Below are 1,741 nucleotides of genomic sequence, written 5' to 3'. Positions count from 1 at the left end.
GTCCTCGCGTGCCGCACCCCGGAAATGGGCGGGCGCGTCTACAGCTGCGGCGGCTGCCAGAAGAAGCACTACGCCTATCATAGTTGCAACCACCGCAGCTGCCCGCGTTGTGGCGCCCTCGACCAGCAAGTCTGGACCGCCAAGCAGGAGGCGCGACTCCTACCCGTCCCTTACTTCCTCATCACCTTCACCATCCCTGAGGAGCTGCGGACCCTCTGTCAGCAGTATCCCGCCATCCTCTACAGCCTCCTGCTGCGGGAAAGCGCCGCCACCATTCAGGACATCGTCGGCACCAAATTCCACGGAGCGCGCTGCGGCATCACCGGCGTGCTCCACACCTGGGACCGGAAAATCGGCCACCATCCCCACGTCCACATCATCGCCCCCGGCATCGCATTCAACGCCGCCACCCGGCAGCTCATCCATCCCGCCAACGACAAATTCCTCGTCCACTTTCGCCCACTCGCCGAGCGCTTCCGCAGCCGTCTCCACAGCGCGCTCAAGGCCGACCACCCGGAGATATACCAACAACTCACCCCCAAACAGCGCCACGTCCTGAGCCCCGCCAAAACGTGGAACGTCAACCTCGAACCCGTCGGCCAGGGCAGAACCGCGCTGCGCTACCTCGCCCGCTACGTCCAGCGCAGCGCCTTCGGAGCCAAGCGCCTGTTAGGATATGATAAACAAGGAAACGTCCGTCTGCTTTGGACATGCAGCACCACCAAGCGGACCGCCCCCATGACCCTGCACCCGCACGAATTCATTCGTCGCTGGCTGCTCCACGTCCTGCCCAAAGGCTTCACCCGCATCCGTCACTACGGCTTCCTTGGTAGCGCCGCGCGCAAGACCCGACTTTTCATCCGCGCCAAGCTCGGCGAACTCGGCGAGCCTCTCCCCAAACTCCCCGAAGCCAAGCCCTTCGTCTGCGAATGCTGCGGCGGGGAACTCACCTTCCTGCGCGAGATCGCCCCGATCCGGCTCATGCGCGGGCCGCCTCGAAGACACCTCGTCAGATCATGATCACTCCGCTCCATACATCTCGAAAGACATCGCAAGCCGCCGTGTCCAGAGAACGAGCACCTGCGAACTCCGACAAACCTCGTAGCACGCCCGGTTCGAAGCCTCGGATCACTATCGTCACTCACTCGAAAGGGGCAAGCGCCTCGGGCGCCGGGCGAATCACTTCGCGATTCGCCTCGCGGCCCCCGCAGAAAGGGTCAATCGCCGCATCGATGCCCGCCAGCCACGGCAAGTCATTGACTCTTAGGAGTGAATTGAAACCGCAAGAGCGGTAGGACCCGCGCCCGCCCGACCTGCCTGGGCCAGTTCAACAACGGATAGCATCGGGGTTATCACCCGAAGCTATCTTTGGGGTTCGGCTTGCTTGATTTCGGCTAGTCGAGCGGAAAGCGCGAGAGCATCCCGCAGAAATTGATCGTTCTTCTCTTTGTCAAACTTGCCGAAGCCGTATTGATGGGCGCCTTTGGTGGGAATCCATTTGGCCGCCAGCAGTCGAATTGCGTAGGCGATCCGAACGTCCTCGGGAACAGAGTCGCCGAGCATATATGTCTCAAACGTCCTTTCTGCCTCTTTTGAGGCCTCGATTAACGTCTCTTCTTTCGGGTCGCGCACCTCGGCACTGACAACCCCGGCATGCTCAATATCTATCGTCGTGAATGCCTGGGACTTGTCGGCAATTACACGTTTAGCGAGATCGACAGGCGACTCCTCTGCGGTGGAT

At 61.4% G+C, this 1,741-nt stretch carries 2 protein-coding genes; one reads left to right on the top strand and one right to left on the bottom strand.

Features of this window, described 5'->3' with window-relative positions; genetic code table 11:
• A partial coding sequence (locus WBG04_RS17440) for an IS91 family transposase (protein WP_424315986.1) occupies window positions 1-1,020 on the top strand: 1,020 nt, incomplete at its 5' end.
• A 342-nt stretch (window positions 1,021-1,362) separates the two neighbouring features.
• On the opposite strand, the gene WBG04_RS17435 is transcribed toward WBG04_RS17440, so the two are convergent.
• Window positions 1,363-1,741 (bottom strand): hypothetical protein (locus WBG04_RS17435; protein ID WP_424315985.1); only part of this gene is annotated, 379 nt, incomplete at its 5' end.

The organism is Haloferula sp., assembly GCF_049672945.1.
In the GTDB taxonomy this organism is placed as follows: domain Bacteria; phylum Verrucomicrobiota; class Verrucomicrobiia; order Verrucomicrobiales; family Akkermansiaceae; genus Haloferula.
The sequence above is the reverse complement of the archived record's forward strand: the minus strand, read 5'-3'. Positions and strand labels throughout refer to the sequence as shown.